Annotated in this window: 21 protein-coding genes; 12 read left to right on the plus strand and 9 right to left on the minus strand. The window is 59.9% G+C overall.

Features of this window, described 5'->3' with window-relative positions; genetic code table 11:
- Positions 1-65: 65 nt before the first annotated feature.
- The 5 genes from CMG77_RS12410 to CMG77_RS12430 all read right to left on the minus strand — a co-directional run bounded on the left by CMG77_RS12410 (position 66) and on the right by CMG77_RS12430 (position 3,367).
- Entirely contained in the window at positions 66-467 is a 402-nt protein-coding gene (locus tag CMG77_RS12410) for an SMI1/KNR4 family protein (protein WP_286875900.1), read from the minus strand.
- 75 nt (positions 468-542) lie between these two features.
- Positions 543-992, minus strand: a complete 450-nt coding sequence (locus CMG77_RS12415) for a c-type cytochrome (RefSeq protein ID WP_286807551.1) — start codon at positions 990-992, stop codon at positions 543-545.
- 175 nt (positions 993-1,167) lie between these two features.
- Positions 1,168-2,241 carry a DUF2333 family protein gene (locus tag CMG77_RS12420; protein WP_414673723.1) on the minus strand — a complete coding sequence of 358 codons (1,074 nt, stop codon included), beginning with the start codon at positions 2,239-2,241 and terminating at the stop codon, positions 1,168-1,170.
- A gap of 26 nt (positions 2,242-2,267) precedes the next feature.
- A complete protein-coding gene (locus CMG77_RS12425; protein WP_286807552.1) occupies positions 2,268-2,714 on the minus strand; it encodes a copper chaperone PCu(A)C in 447 nt (148 codons plus the stop codon).
- Between the two features lie 44 nt (positions 2,715-2,758).
- The gene (locus tag CMG77_RS12430; protein WP_286807553.1) at positions 2,759-3,367 is read right to left on the minus strand and encodes a hypothetical protein; all 609 of its coding nucleotides are present in this window, start codon (positions 3,365-3,367) and stop codon (positions 2,759-2,761) included.
- A 348-nt stretch (positions 3,368-3,715) separates the two neighbouring features.
- On the opposite strand from CMG77_RS12430, the gene CMG77_RS12435 reads away from it, so the two are divergent.
- From CMG77_RS12435 to purD, 10 genes are all read left to right on the plus strand, one after another.
- Positions 3,716-5,521 (plus strand): protein-disulfide reductase DsbD family protein, encoded by a 1,806-nt coding sequence (locus tag CMG77_RS12435; RefSeq protein WP_286807554.1) that lies wholly within the window; start codon positions 3,716-3,718, stop codon positions 5,519-5,521.
- A 307-nt stretch (positions 5,522-5,828) separates the two neighbouring features.
- A complete protein-coding gene (gene aroQ, locus CMG77_RS12440) occupies positions 5,829-6,302 on the plus strand; it encodes a type II 3-dehydroquinate dehydratase (RefSeq protein ID WP_123636914.1) in 474 nt (157 codons plus the stop codon).
- A 79-nt stretch (positions 6,303-6,381) separates the two neighbouring features.
- Positions 6,382-6,846 (plus strand): acetyl-CoA carboxylase biotin carboxyl carrier protein, encoded by a 465-nt coding sequence (gene accB / locus CMG77_RS12445; protein ID WP_286807556.1) that lies wholly within the window; start codon positions 6,382-6,384, stop codon positions 6,844-6,846.
- Between the two features lie 23 nt (positions 6,847-6,869).
- Positions 6,870-8,213, plus strand: a complete 1,344-nt coding sequence (accC, locus tag CMG77_RS12450; protein ID WP_024459610.1) for an acetyl-CoA carboxylase biotin carboxylase subunit — start codon at positions 6,870-6,872, stop codon at positions 8,211-8,213.
- Between the two features lie 6 nt (positions 8,214-8,219).
- Positions 8,220-9,104 carry a 50S ribosomal protein L11 methyltransferase gene (prmA, locus tag CMG77_RS12455; RefSeq protein WP_286805633.1) on the plus strand — a complete coding sequence of 295 codons (885 nt, stop codon included), beginning with the start codon at positions 8,220-8,222 and terminating at the stop codon, positions 9,102-9,104.
- A 51-nt stretch (positions 9,105-9,155) separates the two neighbouring features.
- Complete coding sequence (locus tag CMG77_RS12460; protein WP_502691905.1) at positions 9,156-10,439, plus strand: DUF3426 domain-containing protein; 1,284 nt, start codon at positions 9,156-9,158, stop codon at positions 10,437-10,439.
- Between the two features lie 166 nt (positions 10,440-10,605).
- Positions 10,606-11,595: a tRNA dihydrouridine synthase DusB gene (gene dusB, locus CMG77_RS12465; protein WP_286904688.1), complete on the plus strand. Its 990-nt coding sequence runs from the start codon at positions 10,606-10,608 to the stop codon at positions 11,593-11,595.
- Positions 11,592-11,885, plus strand: a complete 294-nt coding sequence (gene fis / locus CMG77_RS12470) for a DNA-binding transcriptional regulator Fis (RefSeq protein ID WP_286904690.1) — start codon at positions 11,592-11,594, stop codon at positions 11,883-11,885. Before dusB ends, fis begins: the two co-directional genes overlap by 4 nt.
- Before the next feature lie 99 nt (positions 11,886-11,984).
- Entirely contained in the window at positions 11,985-13,559 is a 1,575-nt protein-coding gene (gene purH / locus CMG77_RS12475) for a bifunctional phosphoribosylaminoimidazolecarboxamide formyltransferase/IMP cyclohydrolase (protein ID WP_286805641.1), read from the plus strand.
- A gap of 136 nt (positions 13,560-13,695) precedes the next feature.
- Complete coding sequence (gene purD, locus CMG77_RS12480; RefSeq protein ID WP_286805643.1) at positions 13,696-14,988, plus strand: phosphoribosylamine--glycine ligase; 1,293 nt, start codon at positions 13,696-13,698, stop codon at positions 14,986-14,988.
- Between the two features lie 42 nt (positions 14,989-15,030).
- Here the strand turns inward: purD and CMG77_RS12485 are convergent, their stop codons facing one another.
- The 4 genes from CMG77_RS12485 to CMG77_RS12500 all read right to left on the minus strand — a co-directional run bounded on the left by CMG77_RS12485 (position 15,031) and on the right by CMG77_RS12500 (position 19,197).
- Positions 15,031-15,837 (minus strand): hypothetical protein, encoded by an 807-nt coding sequence (locus tag CMG77_RS12485; protein WP_286805645.1) that lies wholly within the window; start codon positions 15,835-15,837, stop codon positions 15,031-15,033.
- Between the two features lie 15 nt (positions 15,838-15,852).
- Positions 15,853-16,434: a hypothetical protein gene (locus CMG77_RS12490; RefSeq protein WP_286805647.1), complete on the minus strand. Its 582-nt coding sequence runs from the start codon at positions 16,432-16,434 to the stop codon at positions 15,853-15,855.
- Between the two features lie 158 nt (positions 16,435-16,592).
- Positions 16,593-18,155, minus strand: coding sequence for a cellulase family glycosylhydrolase (locus tag CMG77_RS12495; protein ID WP_286904693.1), 1,563 nt, complete (start codon positions 18,153-18,155; stop codon positions 16,593-16,595).
- Between the two features lie 484 nt (positions 18,156-18,639).
- Positions 18,640-19,197: a thioredoxin family protein gene (locus CMG77_RS12500; RefSeq protein WP_286904695.1), complete on the minus strand. Its 558-nt coding sequence runs from the start codon at positions 19,195-19,197 to the stop codon at positions 18,640-18,642.
- 533 nt (positions 19,198-19,730) lie between these two features.
- On the opposite strand from CMG77_RS12500, the gene uxaC reads away from it, so the two are divergent.
- The gene (gene uxaC, locus CMG77_RS12505) at positions 19,731-21,146 is read left to right on the plus strand and encodes a glucuronate isomerase (RefSeq protein ID WP_286904697.1); all 1,416 of its coding nucleotides are present in this window, start codon (positions 19,731-19,733) and stop codon (positions 21,144-21,146) included.
- Between the two features lie 148 nt (positions 21,147-21,294).
- Positions 21,295-22,182, plus strand: coding sequence for an AEC family transporter (locus CMG77_RS12510; protein WP_502691906.1), 888 nt, complete (start codon positions 21,295-21,297; stop codon positions 22,180-22,182).
- Positions 22,183-22,185: the final 3 nt, after the last annotated feature.

Raw genomic sequence — 22,185 nt, forward strand, 5'->3', positions numbered from 1 at the left:
CCACACCGGTATTAAACCCGGCATTAAAAAAGGGAGCACCTGCTCCCTTTTTTAATGCCCTGCTTTCAGCTCTCGAGCCAGACCTCATCAATCCAGCGCCAGACATCATCCCAGCTCTCATCGCTCAGATCGCCATCGCGCCAGAACAGGACTTCACCCTCGGGCTCAACGCAGTAATAGTTGCCATTGGTCTCACACAGCGGCAACAGGTAACGGGGCAGGCCCATCGACCAGGCCACCGCCGCCACCTCCGGCAGGTAGGTATGGGCATGAGGGTCAGCAGCGGTCACAGGCTCCAACGAACCGGTCACCACGTCGCTGGCCAGAAGCAGGAAACGGCGCATCTCCCGCGGGATAGGCAGAAGCACCTCCTCCTCCACATCCACCAGGTCTTCGTGACTGGGCAGCTCCAGGGGTACCGGCACCGGCTGGTGCGCCGCCCTCAGTCGTTCCAGGGTCTCTTCCATTGTGGGCTCTTGCATTGCGAAAGGACCGTCAATGCTAGCGCCCCATCTGGCATATGACAAGCCGGGACGCCCCTGTCAGGGGTAGTACATGTGGTAGTGACTCTGCGCGTAGGGGTTGAGCTCGTAATACGACTCCAGAAACGCCACCAGATCAATCAGCTCACTGACGGTCATGACATCGTTGTAGTTGCGCATCAATGACTGCCCGGCGTCATCTGTGATCTGCTCATCCTGATAGCCGCTGGCCAGCCGATGGGAGGGATTGATGACGGAAGTCAGAAGTTCGGCGTAGGTTTTGACCTTGGTGACGGTGCCACCGAGAATGATCGGCGTGTCCAGTTCGCGTTCCGTCACCACTGCATCATAGCCCTGCAGCCGATGGCAGGACAGACAATCATACTGGACAAACACCTGCTCGCCCCGCTCAAGATCCCCTTCGGGCAGACTGAACCCCCGGGGCGATTCCGGTCCCTGACTGCACGCCGTCAGAAAAAACACGAACGCAAAGAGTATTGAGTATTTCATGGTGACCACCTCTAACCGACATCGAACGAAGTCTGAATCCTTACAACCCGATTCGAGATCTATTAAGTGTTGTCGACGGTGGTGTTTTCGCAACCCAGTAAACGGGATTTATCTCCTGTATTAAGACTACCTTTGCGCTGAATCAAAAATGACGCCAATTCTTGATCGGATAGAATCACCCCCGATCCAACAAACTCCGCAAATCAATCAACGCCGCATTGGCGCGGGAGATATAGGAGGCCATTACCAGAGAGTGGTTGGCCAGCGGACCGAAACCGCTGCCGTTAAGGATCATCGGGCTCATCAGCGAGCGCTGGGTGGCTTCCAGCTCACGAATGATCTGCCCCAGGCTGACCCGGGCATTTTTGTCATCGAGCACGTCGGCGAATTCGATTTCCGCCGCCTTCAGTAGATGGATCAGGGCCCAGGCCGAGCCTCGGGCTTCGTAATAGACATTATCCAGCTCGGTCCAGGGCGTCTTGACGATCACCTCTCCCGGGGCCACTTCCCGAGGTTCACCCATGCTTACCGGCAAGTCCGTATTCAGTCGACGCTGACCGACGCTGGCGCTGAGGCGCTGCGACAGGCTGCCCAGGCGGGTTTCCACAGTGCTCAACCAATAGCGAAGATTATCGGCGCGGGTGTAGAACTCGGCATTCTGTTCACTGATGCCGGTCAATCGATCAAGGTAGCGACGGGTGTACTGAATGCCTTCGCGATACTGTCCCTCGGTGGCCGGCATGATCCAACTGTCAGTATTGAAGTTGAAGCGGGACTCGGCCAGGGCCAGGTCCTGATCCTCGCGGGATTGAGACTGGGAGCGGCTGAACGCTTCACGCATGGCTTTGCTGGCGTCGCGCACCTGAATGACCACGCCGTACTCCCAGCTTGGCATGTTATCCAGCCAGAGGCCGGGCGGCGTGATGTCATTGGTCAGGTAGCCGCCGGGTTTTTCCAGCAGGGTTTCCGCCACGCCAATCAGCGCCGAGGTCATAACAGCGCCGCGCTCACGGGTCCCGCCGCGCTCCTCCACCTGCGTCGTCACATAGTCTTCCACGGTGAAGAAACCGGGGGTCATGCTCCAGTAAATGCCCACTACCAGCGCCAACAACAAGTAGAGACCCAATACGGCTATACCGATTTTCACCCGCATTCCCAATCGGGAGACATCGTCACGGGTATCGGCAAAGGTGTCCCGAAGCTTGCGCTGCAGGTGAACCCAGAACTGCTTGGCTTTGGACATGGGCATAGCGACTTCCTGATCGGTGAAATGCGTTAGTGGTCGTGATGGGGCCGGTCAAACACGCTGACCGCATAGGCCTTCACGGTCTGCTCACTGCCATCATCAAACGTCAATATCAATTGTAGCGGATCTCCGGTGCGGGGGCGTCGCTCAAGCCCAAAGAGCATTACGTGGTAGCCCCCCGAGGCAAAGCGCACCTTCTCGCCGGGGGGAATCTCCACCGCATCCACCTGACGCATGCGCATCATGCCATCCTCCGTGCGGTGCTCGTGCAGCTCCGCCCGCTCGGCGAACTCGGCGGACACCGCCACCAACGACCGCGCCTCCTCACCCATGTTATGCAGTAGAAAGTAGGCCGAGGTGAGATCTTTACCCGGCAAGGGCACACGCACGGTTGCGTCGGTAACGGTGACGGTGGGCGCCTCCGCCCAGACCGGCGCTACCCCCAACGCCAGTATAAAAAGTATGGCTCGCAACATGACAGGTTTCTCCAGAGCATTGATTGTGCCGCCGCACAACCCGGTTACAACGGCGGCTGTAGTTCGATTCGCGGGGGCGACCCCAGGTGAATATCTCCGCGCAACAAATAATTGGGTGTGCCATCACGCATTTGCTGATAAATCCACCGGCCCTCGGCGTCCGTGCGCGCCACGATCAGCAGAAACTCACCGGTGTCTTTTACGCGCCGGGCCAGCTGTTGCAGATCAACCACCAGCTCGTCTGCCCGCTGACGAAGCAGCTCTCCATTGAGCTGTACCACTTGCCCATCCTGAGTCAGGGGGGAGGCACTTTGCAAACGCGCCCGCTGGTCGCTGACCTTCTCGCTGAACTCGGCCACCAGCGGATTCCCCGGATCCACGGACGCTGCCAGGTCCAGATAGCCCTGGGCCTGAGAGAGCGCGCTACGCGCGGCGGCGGAGCGGGCCAGATCGAGATAGCGCAAGGCAATGGCCTGGAGCCCGGAAATGGCGCGGGTGTTATCGGGGTCATAAATCAGCACCGCCCGATAGCGATCATGGGCATTGTCGCCCAACGGTGACAGCAATCGATCGGCAGACAGGGCCCGATCGCCCTCCTCCAGCCAGCGCTCAAGCCGCTGCTCTCGCGTCAGCGCCGGCTCGGGCTCGGGCATGGTATCAACCGCCGGCGGCGATGCCTGTGTCGAAGAGGGTGTCGGCGCGGGGCTGCTGCACCCGACCAACAGGGCAAGCCCCAGCATACCGCCCAGCATCCACCCTCGGGATCTCGTCCGATCGGTTGCGGGATGACCCAACTCATGCATGACGATAACCTTACTCACAGCGACTCCAGGAGAGCCAGTTGGCAGTTTTTGCGGTCCAAGTCCGGTACACTAGCGCCCCGGATTGATCCGAATTATTGTGGTTTGCCGCAGTCCGAGAAATGAGACTGCTTTGGCATTTAGCGGCCATGATACCCTCTCGCCGCAGAAAACGTCACCCAACACGGAATAGAACGACCTATGTTGACCCTGCAATTATCGCCATCCCGACACAATTTCCTGTCATTCTGGCGTCTGCTACTCTGGAGCACCCTACTCTGCGTTTTCAGCCAAGGCGCCGCCGCTCAGGACCTACTAAGCGGCCAATCCCAGAATTCGAGCCTACTGGGGGGCGGTGATGACTTTCTGCCGGTCACCGAGGCATTTCAACTGGAAACCCGGCTGTACGATGGCGAGCTGGTACTTCACTGGGAAGTGGCCCCGGACTACTACCTGTATCAAGAGCGGTTCCGGTTGAGCGCCGATCCCGAGCCGGAGGCGTTTGCCCCCCGATTCAGCGACAACACGGTCGACAAGTACGACGAGTACTTTGAAAAGGACATGGCGGTCTATTACGGCAGCGCCACTGTCCGCCTTGCCGTGGCCGACAACGCCCAGCCCTTCACCCTGCGAGTAGAGTCTCAGGGGTGCGCGGACGCGGGGCTGTGCTATCCGCCCCATGTTGATTACGTCAAGGTGGACCCCGCCAACCAGAGCGCCAGCATCGCCTCTGCGCCTCCCGCAAACACACCCGCAAATACCGACGACGGCGGCGCCACCTCCGAGGCCACGACCACTTGGCTCCCTTATATTCTGGTGTTGGCACTGCTCGGTGGCATCATTCTGAACCTGATGCCCTGTGTCTTCCCCGTGCTGTCGATCAAGGTCATGAGCCTGGCTCGAGCCGACCGCCAGCGGTTGCCGCTCCACGGCTGGGCTTACACCGCGGGCATTGTGGTCAGCTTTGTCGCCTTTGCCGGCGTACTGTTGGCCGCACGCGCCGGTGGAGAGGCGATTGGCTGGGGCTTCCAGTTACAGTCTCCCCTGCTCATTGCCGCACTGGTGTACTTGTTTTTTATTCTCGGGCTGAGCCTGTCCGGCCTGCTGACCATTGGCACGCGCTGGATGGGGGTAGGACAGAAGCTGACCCAGAGTGGCGGCCTGAGCGGCTCCTTCTTTACCGGCGTGCTCGCTGCTATTGTCGCCAGTCCTTGCACCGCCCCCTTTATGGGTGCGGCGCTTGGCTTTGCCCTGACCCAGCCCACGCTGGTGAGCCTGAGCGTGTTTGTGGCGCTGGGTCTGGGGATGGCGTTGCCACTGCTAGCGCTGTGCTACCTGCCATCGCTGGTGAACCATCTGCCAAAACCCGGCCCCTGGATGGACAGCCTGAAGCAGTTTCTGGCCTTTCCTTTATACCTGACCGCCATCTGGCTGATTTGGGTGCTCGGGCGCCAGGCCGGGCCCAATGCCGTGGCAGCGGTTGGCGTGGGGGCCGTCGCGATTGCCTTCGCGGGATGGTTACTGACCCGGCAGCCCCGTTCGACTCCGGCCCGATTCAGCCAGAAGGCGCTGGTATTACTCGCCTGGGTCGCCGCCCTGGCTCTGCCCTGGCAAACGCTGAACGCCCCAGTCGAGGACTCCCGCTGGGAGCCCTACTCCGCCGCCCGCCTGGACACCCTGCGCCGCGAAGGAACTCCGGTATTTATCAATCTGACCGCCGACTGGTGCCTGACCTGCCTGGCCAACGAGCGCGTGACCCTGAGTACTGACGACGTTGAACGCGCTTTCGACGCCCACGGCGTAGCGACCCTCAAAGGAGACTGGACCCACCGCGACCCAGCCATCACCCAGCTGCTGGAGGCGTACAACCGCAGCGGGGTGCCGCTCTACCTCTGGTTTCCCGCCGACCATCAGGGCCCAGGCATCGTGTTACCGCAAATTCTTCGCAAAAAAGCCCTGCTAGAGCGACTCGGGGATGGCACGGAAACACAATTGAGCCAAAATTGACGACGTTAGCAGCAATATTGCCGACTTTTTGCCATCCTCTGTTATCTTGCCTGTATTGCGCCGGGTTTGTCGCTCAAAATGACTGTTAACGGGTTTTGCCAACCCACTCAAACACGGCTTTATGCGCCACAACAGACCGAACGTCTGGCATCTTGTCGCCATTTGAGGACAATTTAGCAAAAACCCGAATAGACCGTGGACACTGTTGCTTTTTTGCGGCAAACTCGCCCCCATAACGTGCAAACGCCGATTTTCGCGCGTTAACACAACACCCGGTCAAGAAAACCACGGTCACACAGGATTTTTCATGGCAACCATTCTGGTTCTACATGGCCCCAACCTGAATCTGCTGGGACAACGCGAGCCCGGCATTTATGGTGCCCAGACCCTGGACACCATAAACCGGACCTTGACCGAACAGGGCCACGCCGCTGGCCACCATGTGTTGACCCTGCAGAGCAATGCGGAATACGAACTCGTTGAACGCATTCACGATGCGCGCCAGGAAGGGGTGGACTTTATTGTCATCAACCCTGCTGCGTTCACCCACACCAGCGTCGCCCTGCGCGATGCACTGCTGGGCGTTGCCATTCCTTTTATCGAAGTGCACCTGTCCAATGTGCACGCCCGCGAGCCGTTCCGCCAACACTCGTATTTTTCCGATGTCGCCCAGGGCGTCATCTGTGGTTTCGGCGCCCAGAGCTATGAGCTGGCCCTGACCGCGGCACTGCGCCACCTGGAGCGCGCCGCGCAGACAGGCAAGGCATCGACATCCGAATAGAAGTATCTACACCCTGACATCGAACCCGGTGCGCCGGGATCAATTCATCATTCATCCGTTGCTTTAAAGAGAGGCCCCAATGGATATTCGCAAAATTAAAAAACTGATTGAGCTGCTGGAAGAATCCGACATCGGCGAGCTGGAAATCAAAGAGGGCGAGGAATCCGTCCGCATCAGCCGCAATAACCCGAACGCTCAATACTTCACCGCCGCACCGGCCCAGGCGCCCGCGCAAGCACCGGCCGCCGCCCCCGCCGCACCGGCTCCGGCCGCCGACAGCAGCGAGGCAGCCCCCGCCGCGCAGCACAACGGCCACGTGGTGAAATCACCCATGGTAGGCACCTTCTACCGCTCCCCGAGCCCCGGCTCCCCGGCGTTTGTGGAAGTGGGCCAGCACGTTAAGGTCGGCGATGTGATCTGCATCGTTGAGGCCATGAAGATGATGAACCAAATCGAAGCGGACAAAGCCGGCGTGGTCGAAGCCATTCTGGTCGACGACGGCGAGCCGGTTGAATTCGACCAACCCCTGGTCACGATTGTATAAATCCAGCACCGAGGATTTGGTTTATGTTTGATAAAGTTTTGATCGCCAACCGCGGCGAGATTGCCCTGCGCATTCTGCGCGCCTGTAAAGAGATGGGCATTAAAACCGTCGCGGTTCACTCTGTCATCGACCGCGACCTGAAGCACGTTCGCCTGGCGGACGAGTCGGTATGCATCGGGCCCAACCCGTCGCCCCAGAGCTACCTGAACATCCCGGCCATCATCAGTGCGATGGAAGTGACCGACTCGGTAGCGGTACACCCCGGCTACGGCTTTCTGGCCGAAAACGCCGATTTCGCCGAGCAGGTGCAGAAAAGCGGTTTCGTATTCATCGGCCCGGATCCGGATACCATTCGCATGATGGGTGACAAGGTCGCCGCCATTGCCGCCATGAAAAAGGCCGGCGTGCCGACCGTACCCGGCTCCGATGGCCCACTGCCCGCCAACGATCGCGAGAAATGCCTGGCCATGGGCAAGCAGATTGGCTACCCGGTCATCATCAAGGCTGCCGCCGGCGGCGGTGGTCGCGGGATGCGCGTGGTACACACCGAAGCCTCGCTGATGAACTCCATCCACATCACCCAGAACGAAGCCAAGTCCGCCTTCGGCGACGATACGGTGTATATGGAAAAGTTCCTGCAGAACCCGCGTCATGTGGAAATCCAGGTGCTGTCCGACGGCCAGGGCAATGCCATTCACCTGGGCGACCGCGACTGCTCGCTGCAGCGCCGCCACCAGAAGGTGATCGAAGAGGCGCCGGCCCCCGGTATCCCGGAAGACGTTCGCCAGTCAACCGCACAGGCCTGTGTCAACGCCTGCATCAAGATGGGCTACAAAGGTGCCGGTACCTTCGAGTTCCTGTACGAAGACGGCAACTTCTACTTCATCGAGATGAACACCCGCATTCAGGTGGAGCACCCGGTCTCGGAAATGGTGACCGGTATCGACATCATCAAAGAGCAGATTCGCGTCTGTGCGGGCGAGAAGCTGTCCATCAAGCAGGAAGACGTGGTGATTCGCGGTCACTCCTTCGAGTGCCGCATCAATGCCGAAGATCCCAAAACCTTCATGCCCTGCCCGGGCAAGGTCAAGAATTTCCATCCGCCGGGCGGTCTGGGTGTGCGGGTGGACTCGCACCTGTACAGTGGCTACACGGTACCGCCGAACTACGACTCGATGATCGCCAAGATCATCACCTACGGCGAGACCCGGGAAGAGGCATTGAACCGAATGCGTCACGCCCTGGATGAGACCATCATCGACGGCATCCGTACCAATATTTCGCTGCAACAGTGGCTGGTCCGGGACGACGAGTTCCGCAAAGGTGGCGTCAACATCCATTACCTGGAGAAAAAGCTTTCCAGCTGACGCCCTATGCCCTGGTTGCAACTGAAACTGACCACGGACCGGAATAGCGCCGAGGCGCTGGAAGATCTTCTTCTGGCCAGCGGCGCTGTGTCGGTTACGCTGGAAGACAACGCCGATCAGCCCATTCTGGAGCCCGCACTGGGGGAAACCCCGCTGTGGGACCAGGTGCGCCTGACCGGCCTGTACGATGCCGACATCGACACGCGTGCGGTCAGCGAGCGGCTGGCTTCCGCCTGGAACCGGCCGCTGCCCGAGCACCGCTGGGAACAGCTCGAAGATAAGGACTGGGAGCGGGAGTGGATGAGCCACTACCAGGCCATTCGCTGTGGCGAACGCCTGTGGATCTGCCCCAGCTGGCAGGAACCCCCGGAGCCCGACAAGGTCAACCTGATGCTCGACCCGGGCCTCGCGTTCGGCACCGGCACCCATCCCACCACGTTTTTGTGCCTGCAGTGGCTCGACCAACAGCAGCTCGACGGTCTGGACCTTGTGGACTTCGGTTGTGGCTCGGGCATTCTGGGAATTGCGGCGCTGCTGCTCGGTGCCGACCGGGTGACGGGAGTGGATATTGATCCCCAGGCGCTTACCGCCACGCGGGACAATGCGGCACGCAACGCGCTGCCAGAAAATGCCATGCCGGTCTATCTGCCCGGACGATGCCCCGAGGTGACGGCCGATATCATGTTGGCCAACATTCTTGCCGGCCCTCTGGTTGAACTTGCGCCACAACTGCAGCGCATGACCCGGGTTGACGGCAAGATCTGCCTTTCTGGCATTCTGGCCAATCAAGCCGAAACCGTGATGGCGGCTTATCGCCCCTGGTTTGACTTTGACCCGGTGGCCGAACAAGACGGCTGGGTGAGACTGACCGGCACCAAAATACGCCCGTAACGACCCCGTTTCGGGTGAGGAGAACACTGAACAATCATGGCCCCGACTAACATGGTGACCCGCTGCCCGCAATGCGGGACGTCGTTCCGGATCACCCCGGCGCAGCTACAGTCAGCGCGCGGGGCCGTGCGCTGTGGGGCCTGCCTGCATATCTTCAAGGCACGGGACCATCTGGTGGGGGCNCAGGCGCCNGCGGCCGAGCCGGCNCTGGTGCGCCGCTCNCCCCAAAAACCCACCCAGAACAGNCCNACCACCACCAAAGCGGAGCGCAAACCCGCCGCCCCCAAGGCGCCGTCCCCTACGCCGAAAGAGGCGCGTCCGCGCGCTGAGCAAAAGCCCAAGGAGACCGGGCTGCGCTTTGACCAGTCGCGAATCGACCAGGAGTCGAGCGCGCTGGATGACGATGACTTTCTGATCAGTGATGATATGGATCAGTCNCGCCCCGAGAGCGAAGACGATCCGTTNGGTGTCGGCGAACAATCCCGCTCGCACAGCACGCACTCNCTGTTCGAGCGAACCCCTCGTCCNGAGGAAGAGGNGGCCTCGGAGTCTGNTGACGACACCGACGANTCCTGGGCCATGAGCCTGCTCGAAGAAGAGGAAGAGCAGACCGCCAGNGTTCGGGTCGAACCGGCCCCNGAGCCCGCCTCGGACGTACCNTCNGACTTTGAANTGATGGACGAGCCGGAACCTCCNCCCCCNGGAGAACACATCAAGTTCCACCTCGCCAGCAGCGATGCCGAGCAGGNCGACGACTACCAGGGCGGTGAGCGCATGCGCGCCCACGATCCCGAACGCTCGGCNCTGCTGATGAANATCGACCCCGAGCCGGTCGAGATGAACTGGACTCACCGACAGACCCGCCGNCGGCGCTGGCTCTGGCCATCGCTGGTTGCGCTCGCGGCGGTCGNCCTGCTCNTTCAGGTNGCCTGGCTACAATTTGACCGCTGGAGCCGNNTGGANCCCTACCGCACCGTNTATGNNACCGTNTGCCCCCTGATTGGCTGCCANNTGCCCGAACTGGTCGATCGCCGCCAGATCCGCGCCTACAACCTGGTGGTCCGCAATCACCCGGAGCGTGAGGGCGCCTTNATGGTNGATGCGATACTGCTCAACACCGCCCGNTTTGACCAACCNTTTCCCGGCCTGGTGCTGGAGTTCAGTGACCTCAATGGCGAGGTGGTGGCGGCGCGTCAATTCACCCCCGAAGAGTACCTCTCNGGCGAGCTGGCAGGNCGCACCNTCATGCCCAGNAACCAGCCCGTCCACCTGACACTGGAGCTGGTGGACCCCGGCCCGAGCGCCGTCAACTACCGNGCCTACATCCCCCACTGACCGGCCCTCCTCCCGGCCCCGCCTGTNGGGGCGANNCAAAACCGATCAAAAAAACATCAATTCGGCGGTTTTGCTCGTTCCCAANCCGGGGCCAAACGGGTATCATAGCCAACCTTTTCCGGGGCTGTCGGTNACGGCCATTGAGNCCCTCGAACAGGTGAGTCGCGTGTTTCGGATCGGTACCCATCAAATAGACAGCCGGGTGATTCTCGCGCCCATGGCGGGTGTGACGGATCGTCCTTTTCGGCAGCTGTGCCGGAAACTGGGNGCCGGNCTGGTGGTCTCGGAAATGGTGACGTCGGATGCAAGCCTNTGGAACAGNCGCAAAAGTCGGCTGCGCCTGGACCACGCCGGCGANGCGGAACCGATTTCAGTACAGATNGCNGGAGGCGACCCGGNCATGATGGCCGANGCCGCCCGACTCAACGCGNACAACGGCGCCCAGATCATCGACATCAATATGGGCTGCCCCGCCAAGAAAGTGTGCAAAAAGGCCGCCGGCTCCGCTCTACTCAGAGATGAGCCTCTGGTGGCCGANATACTGCAGGCAGTGGTAGNGGCGACCNACCTGCCGGTCACCCTGAAAATACGCACCGGCTGGGACCGGGATAATCGCAATGCGGTGCGCGTGGCACGGATGGCGGAGNATATCGGCATTCAGGCCCTGGCCGTACACGGCCGGACGCGGGCCGATCGCTATCAGGGCCAAGCGGAATACGACACCATAGCCGCCGTGGTGGATGCGGTAACCATCCCGGTATTTGCCAATGGTGATATCGACAGTCCGTACAAGGCNCAACAGGTACTCGACCAGACCGGCGCTNACGCCGTCATGATCGGTCGNGCCGCCCAGGGGCGCCCCTGGATTTTTCGGGAAATCGATCACTACCTGCGTTTTGGTAGANCGGTNCCCGAACCGNCACTGACTGAAGTCAGGGACATTCTCAGCAGTCATTTGCGTGACCTCTACGGATTTTATGGCGACTATTTGGGCCCGCGCATCGCTCGCAAGCACCTGGGCTGGTACTTGCAGACGGTACCCGGTAGCGACCCGTTTCGTCAGGCGTTTAACCGTATGGACAACGCACAAGAACAACTGGACAGCGTTCTGAAGTACTTTGAACAGCTGATAGAACAAGAGGATCAAGCGGCATGAACACAGCAGAAAACTTTTTGGCTCCCNTGGGCGATACGGGCCANACCCANACGCTCACNCACGGACAGTCCCTGCGNGGCTGCGTGGAACAGGCCATGGAGAANTACTTTCAAAACCTCGACGGCCAGCCCGTCAGCGACGTGTACAACATGGTGATGGCCGAAGTGGAAGCGCCCATGNTGGAGATNGTCCTCAAGTACACCCGTCACAACCAGACCCGNGCCGCCCAGGTGCTGGGGCTGAACCGTGGCACGCTGCGCAAGAAGCTCAAGCAGTACGACCTGCTCTGAGCGCGACAACCCGAATTCCGAGGGGGTGGCATAAAACCACCCCCTCTGCTTTTGTAACTCACCTGAATTGACACCGGCATTGGGGGAAACTCACCGACCATGACCACCGACCTAGCACCCGTAAATCGTGCGCTGATCAGCGTCTCTGACAAAACCGGCATTGTGGAATTTGCCCAGGCACTGCACCAGCGCGGTGTGGAGATCCTGTCCACCGGCGGCACCTTCCGCCTGCTCAAGGAAAACGGCATTCCCGCCGTGGAAGTCTCTGACTACACCGGCTTCCCTGAGATGATGGACGGACGGGTCAAAACCCTGCACCCGAAAGTGCACGGTGGCATTCTCGGCCGGCGCGGGCAGGATGACGCGGTCATGGGCGAACACGGCATTAATGCCATCGACATGGTGGTGGTCAACCTCTACCCCTTCGAGCAGACCGTGGCCAAGCCCGGCTGCACCCTGGAAGATGCCGTAGAGAACATCGACATCGGTGGCCCCACCATGGTCCGCGCCGCCGCCAAGAACCATGCCCACGTCAACATCGTGGTCAACGCCAGCGACTATGCGCGCATTCTGGCCGAGCTGGATGCCAACAACGGCAAAACCAGCCTGAACCTGCGTTTTGACTTGGCCATCAAGGCCTACGAGCACACCGCCGCCTACGACGGCGCCATTGCCAACTACTTCGGCCGCAAGGTCGAGGGTGGCAGCGAGCACTTCCCGCGCACCTTCAACAGTCAGTTCCAGAAAACCCAGGAAATGCGCTACGGGGAAAACCCGCACCAGAAGGCGGCCTTCTACGTGGAGCAGAACCCCGCTGAAGCCGGCATCGCCACCGCCAAGCAGTTGCAGGGCAAAGAACTGTCCTACAACAACGTGGCGGACACCGACGCCGCCCTGGAGTGTGTGAAAAGTTTTGAGCAGCCCGCCTGTGTGATCGTCAAGCACGCCAACCCCTGTGGCGTGGCGACCGCGGCCAACCTGAAAGACGCTTACGACCTAGCCTTTGCCACCGATCCGGAATCNGCCTTTGGTGGCATCATCGCCTTCAACCGCGAGCTGGACGGTGCCACCGCCCAAGCCATTGTCGAGCGTCAGTTTGTAGAAGTGATCATCGCCCCCACCGTGTCCGATGAGGCCGTACAGGTCGTGGCCGCCAAGAAAAACGTCCGTCTGCTGGCCTGCGGCCAGTGGGGCATCGAGCGCATCGGCGGGCTGGATTACAAGCGCGTCAACGGCGGCCTGCTGGTGCAGGATCGCGACAACGGCATGGTAGCCGAGTCGGACCTGAAAGTGGTCACCAAGCGCGCCCCTAACGAGCAGGAAATCCGCGATCTGCTGTTTGCCTGGAAGGTCGCCAAGTTTGTGAAATCCAACGCAATCGTCTACGCCAAAAACAACCAGACCATCGGTGTCGGTGCCGGCCAGATGAGCCGCGTCAACTCCGCGCGCATCGCCGGCATCAAGGCCGAGCACGCCGGCCTGGAAGTGAAGGGCTCGGTGATGGCTTCAGACGCCTTCTTCCCGTTCCGCGACGGCCTGGACAACGCCGGTGCCGCCGGCATTGCCGCGGTGATTCAGCCCGGCGGCTCCATGCGCGACGAGGAAGTGATCGCCGCCGCCGACGAGCACAACATCGCCATGGTATTCACCGGCATGCGCCATTTCCGGCATTAATCGGCAACGGCGGATGCGCCTTCGGCTTATCCGCCCTACGCGGATTTATACCGCTGCGCTCGGCCGTAGGGCGGATAAGGCCAAAGGCCGCATCCGCCGTAACTCAAGTCAATCCAAACCACGAAAGGTCTAAAGCATGAACCTACTGGTCATCGGCGGCGGCGGACGTGAACACGCCCTCGCCTGGAAGGCGGCCCAGAGCCCCAAGGTCAACAAAGTGTTTGTGGCCCCCGGCAACGCCGGCACGGCCCTGGAGAAAAACCTGGTCAACGTGGATATCGACGTGCTGGATTTTCCGGCTCTGGCAGAGTTCGCCCAGCACAATGACGTGGCGCTGACCATCGTCGGCCCGGAAGCGCCGCTGGTCGAAGGCGTGGTGGACTACTTCGCCGAGCGCGATCTGCCCTGCTTCGGCCCCACCAAGGGCGCCGCCCAGTTGGAAGGCTCCAAGGCCTTTACCAAAGACTTCCTGGCCCGGCACCAGATCCCCTCCGCGGATTACCAGACCTTCACCGAGGTGGAGCCCGCCCTGGCCTACCTGGAAGAGAAAGGTGCGCCCATCGTGGTCAAAGCCGACGGCCTGGCCGCCGGTAAAGGCGTGATCGTGGCGGAAACCCTGGATCAGGCCCAGGACGCCGTGCGTGACATGCTCTCCGGCAATGCCTTTGGGGACGCCGGTTGCCGCGTGGTGATCGAAGAATTTCTCACCGGTGAAGAAGCCAGCTTTATCGTCATGGTGGACGGCAAACATATTCTGCCCATGGCCACCAGCCAGGACCACAAGCGTGTGGGTGAAGGCGATACCGGCCCCAACACCGGCGGCATGGGCGCCTACTCCCCGGCCCCGGTGGTCACCCCCGAGGTGCACGAGCGCATCATGCAGCAGGTGATTGTACCGACCGTGGAGGGCATGGCCGCCGAAGGCAACCCCTACACCGGCTTCCTGTACGCCGGCCTGATGATCACCCCGGACGGCCAGCCGAAAGTGATCGAATACAACTGCCGGTTCGGCGACCCCGAAACCCAACCGATCATGCTGCGCCTCAAATCCGACCTGGCCGAGCTGTGCCAGATCGCACTGGACGGCAAACTCGATCAGGCCCACACCGACTGGGACGAGCGCGCCGCGGTCGGCGTCGTGCTCGCCGCCGGTGGTTACCCGGGCAGCTATAACAAGGGCGACGAAATCAGCGGTCTCCCTACCGAAGAGACCCCCGGTGAGCGCGTATTCCACGCCGGCACCAAGACCGCCTCCGGTAAAGTCGTCACCAGCGGCGGCCGGGTGTTGTGTGCCACCGCCCTGGGCAATACTGTCAGCGAAGCGCAGCAGCGCGCCTACGCCCTGGCCGATCGCATCCAGTGGGACGGGGTTTTCTACCGTAAGGATATCGCCTATCGGGCGATTGAGCGGGAGAAGAAAGGCGAGTAGTTACTTGCAACGTTAAGGGGGGCGCTCAACCGCGAGCGCCCTTCAGGGCAACACCTCGTAGTCCCGCTGCGCGATGAGGGGCAGCGAAGGCTCGGCACCATAAATCTCGACCCGATAGGTGCCGGGCTCCCATCCCTGCCGGGGACGCACCCAGGCCTCCTGTCGCAACCCGGTATGGTCCGTCAACGGATGGTAGTCAAAGTGGGACAGGCCCGGCTGGTCCTCTCGCGCCCACCGAATGATCACCGACGCCTGCTGGTACTCAGTCGGCACCTGGTAGTGCAGATAGACCGTCCGGTCTTGCACGCTGAAGCGGTTCTGGGCTCGGAAGGGGCTGCCGTCCTGACCCGAGCGATAACGGCTGAATATCAGCGCCCCCGGGTTATCCGGGGCGAGTTCTGGAGGGGTTCCCGCCGCCCAGCGGGCGTAAAGTTCGCGCAGATGCTCAACACCCAGTCCCTGCCGATTCAGCCAGTCAGCGGTAATATGAGAGCGCTGTGAAAAGAAGGCCTCAAGCTGTTCCAGGTCGGTCTGTTGAATCAGCGCCAGCGCCTCTTCGCGCGTGAACCCCAGCGCGATTCCCAAACTCAGATCGTCGTGGAGGCGCCGACGCTCTTCCGGCACCGCATCTGACCGGCTCGCCTGCGCGTCCTCCCTGGGTGCCTCGACCGGAGCGGTTGCGCTCCGCGCCGAGGTCCCGCGACCCGGTCGTTCCGATAGTGATTCAACCGGGACCTTGAGCAGCGGCGTCCCTGCGCGCTCGTCACCTCCCTGATACAAGGCTCGCACCACGCTGAAAGCGCTCACACCAATAAATACAACGGTAACCAGCGTAACCAGGCGTTTCATTGGAGATGGTCCGGGCTAGAAGTTTCGTAGGTAGTCATCCCGCTCGTTAATGCACTCTGATCGGGAGTCATACTTGGTCAGGTAGCTGTAGGAGACACCGTCAGTGTTCGGGCCGCAGTCATTATCGCCGTACTGAACCGGTCCATAACAACTCGCATAGATGGTATCGGTGGTCTGTCCGACACAGAGGTTGTAGTAAATCTGTTCGCTGGGGTCTTCAACGCTTACGCCACCGCCACCGCCACCGGTGGAGCCGCTGCCGCAATCAAATCCGGCCGCTACGTCACGAGCATAGCTCACCTGAATTTCATAGTTACCATAGACCTCCTCGGCCTCACTTTGGTAACCCTCAGCACAGAGCTCCAGTGCCTGCTGATAGTAGGCATCCGCCGCCAGAAACTGGGTCGATACCTGTGTCCCACAAGCGTTGGCCGCATCCCGGTCAGAGGCTGTCACCAACTCCTGGAACGAACAGCTACCACCGCCGGAACTATCCAGCTCACGGGTATCTTCTCCTTCATCATCCTCGGCCACACAGCCGGACAGCGCCAGCAGGCTGAGAAGGCTTACTGCTTTGATATATCCCCAAGTCGTCATCTTTGATGCTCCGCATTGTGTCGGTTTTGTAGACAATTTTATGCGTCACAGCTTCAAACCGCATACCCCATTTGGGTGAAATTTGCCCCTCAACAACAAAAAAAGCCGAACGCATTGCCTGCGCTCGGCTTTTCGGTGCGGGTTTACTGACGATGCGGTCAGTCGGAAGCCCCTACCAGCACCTCCACCAGCTCCGGCTCAATGACGCTGCCACTGTAGCGATCAAACAGTGCGAAACCGCCGTTTCCTGCATAGCCATTGTCCCAATAGACTGGCACCATNNCGTGATCAAGCGCTGACTGGGTAATGTATTCATTCCAATAGCGCCGNTAGGTATCGTGACCTTCGACATTCTGCCGTGANATNACNCCNTANTCACCCAGAATGACCCCGANACCCTGGTCGANGAAGTTCGTCTGCATCCGCTGGAACTGGTTATCCACGTANGACTCATTGGCCCAGGTTTCGGTGACATTNGGNTCGGTTGCGATCGANCCCCACTGGGTAATNTTGCTGCTTTCGTTCAACGTAAAGTTGTAGGGGTCNTAGTAATGCACCTCCATCAACAGCCGATCACTGACCGTATCCTCGGGAATCTCGGCGAAGTTCACGGTGTGATCAATGTTGGTATTGAACCCCTGAACCACCAGATAACGATCCGCGTTGTTGCCGCCGGTCGCGCGCACGGTATCGACAAAGGTCTGGTTGAAGCTGTTCTGGACGGTGTAGTACTCCTCGGTTGGTGTTCCGTAATCGCCTTCGACCATTACCTCATTGGTACCGGCAAACAGCAGTCGATGATCGTAGGCCTCAAAGTGCTCGGCGATCTGGGTCCACATGATGGCCAGACGATTGTTGACATACTCCTGATCCGCGTAGGTCGGCTGCATCCAGCCACCGTCCCAGTGGATGTTCATGATCACATACAGGTCCGCGTCCAGCGCGTAGTTGACCACTTCCTCTACCCGATTTTTCCAGCTTTCCTCGATGATGAAATTCTCGGCATCGGAAAACTGACTCCAGGCTACCGGCACCCGAAGCGTGTCGAAACCTGCGGCTTTTACCCTATCGATCAGCTCCCGGGTAATTTCGGGATTCCCCCAGGCGGTTTCACCGCCAATGGCGTCCAGGGAGTTGCCGACATTCCAGCCAACGCCCATTTGCTCGGTCAGCTCCACGGCCGTCAGCCCCCCGGGGTCGCTCACAGAGGAACTGGACGAACTGGAAGCGCTCGACGAAACGGAGGAGCTACTGCTGGATGAGCTAATGACCGAACTACTCGATGAGGACTGCGAGCTACTGGAACTCGACGAAACCGACGAGCTGCTGGACGAGCTCGCCCCACCACAGAGAGCACCCGACAGCTCCGGCACTTCCGCGTCGCCGTTCTGACTCACCTGAAAACCAAATTCAATCGACTGCCCCGGCAGGATCGACTGATTCCAGCTCAGGTTGGTCGCACTGTAGGGATTGGAGCCCTCCAGTTCGGCATTCCAAAGGTTGGTAATGGTGCTGTGCTCATACTCCCAACTCACCTGCCAACCATTGATCGCCGAGGTGTCGTTATTGGTAATCTGGATGCTCGCAATGGCGCCAGCGCCCCAATCACTTTGAACCAGATAATCGCATTGAACGGATTGAGCCTGGGTGATCGGGGCCACCATTAATCCGGCGGCCAACAAAAAAGCGCCACTGATTGTTTTTATCTTTGAAAACGTCATGGGAAATTATCTCCTTTCCGGGTTTTTATGCGAGAAAAATATCAAGGAATAGCGCACCGCATACCGGACCTGAAATACCCACCAGTCCCTACCGAATACCACTGTGTATGCAGCGTCAGTCTTATACTTCTTCGAGTTTCCGGCTCTGGCCGAGGCCAAAGCGTCCACTCACCAAAAAGTATATCGACAGCGCTTCAGGGAAAAATGCAGAAGGGCTTGCGGGACGAGAGGGAGATCACAAATTGCAAAGAAGAAAAAGTCGCTAAGGTAAGAAGTGAAAAGTCAGGCGACATTTGCCACTGATGGCGTAAAAACAGGCGAGATCAATCTTCAGTTTCAGAGGGCGCGCACTTGGCGCATAAAACAAAGCCGGTTTGGGCAAGCGGCGAATCAGACCGCACCTTGGGGACGGAGAAAGAGGGACGACGAATTCGTCCCTCCTGACACGGAATTTAACATACGGATTTATTTTCTTATTTGAAAATCAGGATTTCCACTTGATATTGCAACCCAGGCTGGGACGCTGCTGATCTTCGGGGGGCTGCTCGCCTCTGGCGACCAACTCCGCCGCCGCCAGCAGGTCTTCCCCGGTCACCGGAATATCATTGCCCGGACGGCTGTCGTCGAGTTGGCCCCGGTATACCAGCCGCTTGTTCCGGTCAAACAGGTAGAAATCCGGGGTACAGGCCGCATCAAAGGATTTGGCCACCCGTTGGGTTTCGTCGTAGAGGTACGGGAACGCCAGTTTGTACTCCTTGGCAAATTGAGCCATTTTTTCCGGAGAATCCGCCGGGTACTCCTTGACATCGTTGGAGCTGATGGCGATACAGCGGATGCCCATTTCATTGAGCCGGTCGTTGAGTGTTTCCAGGAACGGCGCAATATGCAGGACAAACGGGCAGTGGTTACAGATGAACATCACCACCAGCCCCTTATCGCCCATGCGCTGGCTCAGTTTCCAGGTCTCCCCGGCGGGATCGGGCAAAGTGGTATCGGGCAGCTCAGTGCCCAGAGGAAGCATATTGGAAGGCGTGCGGGCCATAATTGACTCTCCTGTTAAGCGCCAGCCCCACCCGGGGCCACAGACACTTGGATGGTTAGCCCTGAATTGTATACCCCCGGGCGGCCCCTGTTAAAGCCAGCAACAGACGCCACTCCCCCGGGGCTAAAGGCCCAGAGACCGGGGGAGCCGCGCAAGAATTTCACTATTGGTGAAATAGCACCCCTTTATTTCATGATGACCACAACATTGATATAATTGGGCTTCGATGTTAGCAAGCACTTACAGCCGTACACCACCCCGAACAATGACTGTTTATATTTGCTCACTCAGGAGGTAAACTGACCCTGATCCGCATCATAAGCGGCGCCGGGCCCACTGAGTGATCCCGGGACAAAACGCGGTGGACACCATCGCACAATAAATCAACCCTGGCAGTATGCAAGCAGTACAGCGCGTTTTGGGGCCGGACTCCGGTTCTCGCTGTGGGCGCTGCCTAAACCAGCTGCACAACCGACATTGGGGTCTGCCCGGCNNCCGGTGACGGCTTTTGTGTGTTGAGAGGAATTGTGAGAATGACTTTTATNCACGACGATTTTTTGCTCGACACCGAGCAGGCCAAGGCGTTGTACCACGATTACGCCAAAGACATGCCGATCATTGACTACCACTGNCACCTCCCCCCGGATCAGATCGGCGAAAANAAACAGTTCAAGAATCTGTCCGAGGTCTGGCTGGCNGGTGACCATTACAAATGGCGAGCGATGCGCTCCAATGGTGTCAGNGAAAAGTACTGCACCGGNGATGCCAGCGACTGGGAGAAATTTCAGGCNTGGGCCGAAACCGTACCGAATACCCTGCGCAACCCGCTGTATCACTGGACCCACCTGGAACTGAAGAAGCCTTTCGGCATCACCGACAAGCTNCTCAGCGGCGANAATGCCCGCGAGGTGTGGGACCAGTGCAACGAACTGCTGGCGACGCCGGAATTCAGCGCCAAGGGCCTGATCACCCAGGCCAATGTGAAGGTCATNTGCACCACCGATGACCCGACCCACGACCTGCGCCATCACCAGTCCATCGCCGCGGACAGCAATTTCAACACCAATGTGCTGCCCACCTGGCGCCCGGACAAGGCCATGGCCGCCGAAGATACCCAGGGTTACAACACCTACCTGGATCGGCTCGGGGAAGTGGCTGACGTACAGATCAGCACTTACGACGACCTGATGAGCGCCCTGCAGAAGCGTCACGACTTCTTCCATGAGCAGGGTTGCCGCCTGTCGGATCACGGGTTGGAAACCGTCCACGCCGAAGACTATACCGACGCTGAAATCAAGGCGATTTTCGCCAAAGTGCGCGGCGGCAAGGACCTCGACCAGACCGAGCTGGACAAGTTCTACTCGGCGATGCTGGTGGAGTTCGCCCGTCAGGACCACGAGAAAGGCTGGGTCCAGCAGTACCACATTGGCGCCATCCGCAACAACAACCCGCGGCTGTTCCGCGATCTGGGCCCGGATACCGGTTTCGACTCCATTGGCGACCACAACTACGCCAAGCCNCTGTCGAAATTCCTCGGCCGTCTGGACAACGACGACCGCCTGGCCAAAACCATTCTGTACAATCTGAACCCGCGCGATAATGAGATGATCGCCACCATGATCGGCAACTTCCAGGATGGCTCGGCCGCCGGCAAGATGCAGTTNGGTAGCGGTTGGTGGTTCCTGGATCAGTTGGACGGNATGAAGCGCCAGATCGAAGCCCTGAGCCAGTTGGGNCTGTTGAGCCGGTTTGTGGGGATGCTGACCGACAGCCGCAGCTTCCTGAGNTACTCCCGCCACGAGTACTTCCGGCGNCTGCTGTGCCGNATCCTCGGCCATGATATGGCCGCCGGTACGGTNCCCAATGACCTGAAAATGGTCGGCAGCATGATTCAGGACATCAGCTTCAACAACGCGAAAGACTACTTCCCGTTTGACGTCCCGAANTAAGCGGGTCGATTAGNTAGCGTGGTAGTCTGTAGAGCCCGGCAGTCATGTCGGGCTTTTTTCGTTCTCAACCCGGAGAGCGCTCTTGGACAGCACCAATTTGCTATCGACATTCCTGTTCTCACTCTCGGTCACCACACCGATTTTCCTGATGGTGATTCTTGGTGCGGTGTTACGCCGCATCGGGATGATTGATGAGACCTTCATCAACACNGCATCGCGCCTGGTATTTGCGGTGGGCTTGCCGGTANTGTTGTTTTTCAGCAGCGCCACCACCGACTTTGGTGCCGCCGCCGACGGCCGCATCCTGTTCGCGGTAGTAGCCGGAGCGATCGCCATTTTTCTGTTGAGTCTGCTCACGGCGGACGGTTTTGTGCGCGACCGGCGGGACCGGGGCGTCCTGGCCCAGGCGGCGTTCCGGGGCAACCTGGTGATCATCGGTCTGGCCTACTGCGCCAATGCCTACGGAGAAAGCGGCGTGGCCATGGCCGCCCTACCCATCGCCATCACCATCGTGCTCTATAACGTACTGTCGGTCATTGCGCTCAACCGGGACCTGGACAGCCGGCGAGGCATGCGGGGCGTGTTCTCGGGTGTGGTGNGCAACCCATTGATCATCGGCATTGTCGCCGGACTGTTCTACGGTTGGATTGAAGGCCCCATGCCCGAGCCCGTTCAACGGGCGGGTAACTATCTGGGTGAGATGAGCCTGCCACTGGCCCTGCTGTGTGTGGGCGGCGCGCTGGATCTGAAGTCATTACGGCAAGTGGGCGGTGGCGCCCTGGCGGCCACCACCTGGAAGCTGATTGTTTCGCCCCTGGTCGGTGTCCTGATCGCCTTGGCTCTGGGGCTGGAGGGTCAGGCGCTGGCGGTGGTCTTTCTGCTGGCCGCGTCGCCCACGGCTACCGCCAGTTTTGTCATGGTGCGGGCCATGGGCGGTAATGCCTCCCTGGCGGCCACCATGATCGTCCAGTCCACGGTTTTCGGGTTGGTGACGGTCACGCTGGGCCTGTGGATACTGCAGGCCCTGGCGAGCTGAACA

The sequence above is a fragment of the Marinimicrobium sp. genome, from assembly GCF_002695945.1.
Taxonomy (GTDB): domain Bacteria; phylum Pseudomonadota; class Gammaproteobacteria; order Pseudomonadales; family Cellvibrionaceae; genus Marinimicrobium; species Marinimicrobium koreense.

Bases quoted from the DNA above. Each gene is read 5' to 3' on its own strand.
- CMG77_RS12410 (WP_286875900.1), bottom strand. From the start codon at position 467: ATGGAAGAGACCCTGGAACGACTGAGGGCGGCGCACCAGCCGGTGCCG.
- CMG77_RS12415 (WP_286807551.1), bottom strand. From the start codon at position 992: ATGAAATACTCAATACTCTTTGCGTTCGTGTTTTTTCTGACGGCGTGC.
- CMG77_RS12420 (WP_414673723.1), bottom strand. From the start codon at position 2,241: ATGCCCATGTCCAAAGCCAAGCAGTTCTGGGTTCACCTGCAGCGCAAG.
- CMG77_RS12425 (WP_286807552.1), bottom strand. From the start codon at position 2,714: ATGTTGCGAGCCATACTTTTTATACTGGCGTTGGGGGTAGCGCCGGTC.
- CMG77_RS12430 (WP_286807553.1), bottom strand. From the start codon at position 3,367: ATGCCCGAGCCCGAGCCGGCGCTGACGCGAGAGCAGCGGCTTGAGCGC.
- CMG77_RS12435 (WP_286807554.1), top strand. From the start codon at position 3,716: ATGTTGACCCTGCAATTATCGCCATCCCGACACAATTTCCTGTCATTC.
- aroQ (WP_123636914.1), top strand. From the start codon at position 5,829: ATGGCAACCATTCTGGTTCTACATGGCCCCAACCTGAATCTGCTGGGA.
- accB (WP_286807556.1), top strand. From the start codon at position 6,382: ATGGATATTCGCAAAATTAAAAAACTGATTGAGCTGCTGGAAGAATCC.
- accC (WP_024459610.1), top strand. From the start codon at position 6,870: ATGTTTGATAAAGTTTTGATCGCCAACCGCGGCGAGATTGCCCTGCGC.
- prmA (WP_286805633.1), top strand. From the start codon at position 8,220: ATGCCCTGGTTGCAACTGAAACTGACCACGGACCGGAATAGCGCCGAG.
- purD (WP_286805643.1), top strand. From the start codon at position 13,696: ATGAACCTACTGGTCATCGGCGGCGGCGGACGTGAACACGCCCTCGCC.
- CMG77_RS12485 (WP_286805645.1), bottom strand. From the start codon at position 15,837: ATGAAACGCCTGGTTACGCTGGTTACCGTTGTATTTATTGGTGTGAGC.
- CMG77_RS12490 (WP_286805647.1), bottom strand. From the start codon at position 16,434: ATGACGACTTGGGGATATATCAAAGCAGTAAGCCTTCTCAGCCTGCTG.
- CMG77_RS12500 (WP_286904695.1), bottom strand. From the start codon at position 19,197: ATGGCCCGCACGCCTTCCAATATGCTTCCTCTGGGCACTGAGCTGCCC.